The organism is Sphingopyxis sp., assembly GCF_036402335.1.
GTDB lineage: Bacteria > Pseudomonadota > Alphaproteobacteria > Sphingomonadales > Sphingomonadaceae > Sphingopyxis.
In genome coordinates this window covers 1-2498 of the sequence record NZ_DASWTD010000421.1, presented here as the reverse complement: position 1 = coordinate 2498, position 2498 = coordinate 1, and the positions used below count along the sequence as shown (strand labels likewise).

General features: G+C 68.5%; 3 protein-coding genes. All 3 read right to left on the bottom strand.

What is annotated here, in order from left to right; translation table 11 throughout:
* Positions 1-64: 64 nt before the first annotated feature.
* The gene (rsmH, locus tag VGD20_RS13670; protein WP_414714578.1) at positions 65-1042 is read right to left on the bottom strand and encodes a 16S rRNA (cytosine(1402)-N(4))-methyltransferase RsmH; all 978 of its coding nucleotides are present in this window, start codon (positions 1040-1042) and stop codon (positions 65-67) included.
* Complete coding sequence (locus tag VGD20_RS13665; RefSeq protein ID WP_331134978.1) at positions 1039-1539, bottom strand: division/cell wall cluster transcriptional repressor MraZ; 501 nt, start codon at positions 1537-1539, stop codon at positions 1039-1041. The genes rsmH and VGD20_RS13665 overlap by 4 nt, the downstream gene beginning before the upstream one ends.
* Positions 1540-1813: 274 nt before the next feature.
* Positions 1814-2498 (bottom strand): DUF4350 domain-containing protein (locus tag VGD20_RS13660; protein ID WP_331134977.1); only part of this gene is annotated, 685 nt, incomplete at its 5' end.

Genomic DNA, 2498 nt, shown 5'->3' with positions numbered 1-2498 from the left:
AGCATCATCGCGAAGATGAGCACGAGCAGGACCAGGCCGATTCCCTGGAGCTTGCGGGCCGCCATCAGCATGACATTGCCTCCTTCATCCTGTTGTCCGGCCAAGCGGGTGCCGCGGTCCGGACCGCACTGCGCAGTGTCGCCGAGCGGGCGCGCGGGTTGCGTGCCTCCTCGGCCTTGCCCGGCCGCACCTTGCGCGCCGGGGTTTCGAAAGTTGCGGCCCGCGCCAAGGGGGTCGGCGCGGGCCGGTGGCGCGAACCGGCGGCATCGCCTCCGCTCCGTTCGCGCAGGAAATTCTTGACGATGCGGTCCTCGGTGCTGTGAAAGCTGACCACCGCGAGCCGCCCGCCCGGACGGAGCAGCCGTTCGGCGGCATTGAGACCGGCAACGAGTTCGTCGAGTTCGCCGTTGATGTGGATGCGGATCGCCTGAAAGCTTTTCGTCGACGGATCCTTGGGCGCGCCCGGCGGATGCCGCAGCGCCTTGCGGATCACCGTCGCAAGTTCGCCGGTGCGGGTCAGCGGGCGCGCGGCAACAATTGCGCGCGCCACGCGGCGCGACTGGCGTTCGTCGCCATAATGAAAGAGGACGTCGGCGATGTCGCCTTCGTCGGCGCTGTTCAGCCAGTCGGCGGCGCTTTCGCCCTCCTGCGCCATACGCATGTCAAGCGGGCCGTCCTTCTGGAACGAAAAGCCCCGCGCGCCCTGGTCGAGCTGCATCGACGAGACGCCGATATCGAAGGTGATGCCGTCGACCGCATCGATCCCGCGCTCGGCGAGCAACCGGTCGATCTCGCCGAAGCGACCGTGGATCAGCGTCAGCTTGCCGCCGGCTTCGGCGACCAGCGCCTGCCCGCTGGCAATCGCGTCGGGGTCGCGGTCACAGGCGACGACGTCGGCGCCCGCGGCGAGCATCGCGCGGGCGTAGCCGCCGGCGCCGAAGGTCGCATCGACGTGGCGCTCGCCGGGGGCGATGGCGAGCGCGGCGAGGACTTCTTCACGGAGGACCGGATCGTGACGGGGATCGCGGGGGAGATCGGTCACTTGCGCCCCTTCCCTTTCGTCTGATCCCATGACGCCGCCAGGCGCTGGAGCACCGGGTCGGCCTCGGCGCATTCGGCGAGCGTCGGCAGCCACCAGATTTCGAGGCGGCGGCCCGAGCCAACAAAAGCCGTCGCGCCGGCATCGCCGACGCGGTCGCGGTGGATGAAGCTGGGAAGGAAGCGACCGCTGTCGTCGAGCGTGTAGGGCTCGGTGTAACTGAAGCGCTTCTTGAACTCGCTGTCCTCGTCGAAGTCGAGGTTGCGGAGCCGCGCCGTTTCGCGATCACGCTCGATCTCGCCGTTCAGCCGGTCATACTGGTCCTGGCCGTAGGCGACGAGGCATGGCAGCTTTTCGTGGAAGCCGACCCAGAGCACGCGCTGGCCGTCCGCAATGAGGGGCACATTGTTGCGGAACTGTGAGGGGACGGCGATGCGCCCCTTGCCATCGATCGCGGCGAAACTGGTGCCTGCATACTGGCCGGGCGTCACAATCGCCATCGCTTGCCCCCCGTATCCACGCCACCGGGCAAAACTTTCCCGGCCCCGGAATCGCATGATTCCAGCTGGTTCGGCCCGGGTGGAGATTGCCCCTCTCCGATTCCTGACTATCAACTATAGATCGGGGTGAAAAGGGGTAATTTAGGGTGAAATAGGGAATCTAACCCCCATTCATCGCAAAATGACTGAATCAATGCCCAAAAACCGGTCAGGCAGCGCAAAGCGCCGCCAAAAGCGATCGGTGTTCGGGGCGAAATGGGGCGAAAGCGCCGACTCAGAGGGCGCGAGTGCGAATCCACACCGGGCGGAGCAGGCCATGCCCGGCGCCGTGCCACAGGCGGGAGGACAGCCATTCCATCGTGTCCGCCCGCCGGAGATGCGCCGCGCCCGGGACGACAGGCTGCCAGGACGGTGCAAAGAGCAGGTCGGCATCGCCCACCAGCCACACCTCGCCGCCGCCGATCTGGCAGTGGGCGGCGCGACGATCCGCAAAGGCGACACAGGCGCGCGGCAGGCGATCGAAGCGGCCGGCGCTGAACAGGTTCAGCCGGGCACCGTCGACATCGACCGGCAGCAGCCTGTCATCCCCCGCAGGCGCGGCACCCAACGTCACGCCCCAATGGTCGAGCAGCGGCGTGAGCAGGCTGGTGACCGGAGGATTGCGCGGATCGCCAAGCGGATAGGGCGCCGGCCAGCCCGAGAGCGCATCGGCGAGGACGACCGCGCGACCGCCGCCGCGCACGAACGCATCGATCGCGACCAGTTCGCGCGGCGCCAGTGCCCGCGGATGCGCGACGAGCAGCGTCCCGCCGGGTGGCGGCACATGATCGACGAGACTGTCCACGAGCGACACGGGGCCCGCGGCTTCCAGTCGCGCGAGCGCGGGATCGTCCTGCGCGCCCGCGGCGATCATCGCGGCGATGCCGCCACCCCCGGACCAGCGCAGCGGCAGGCCGGTG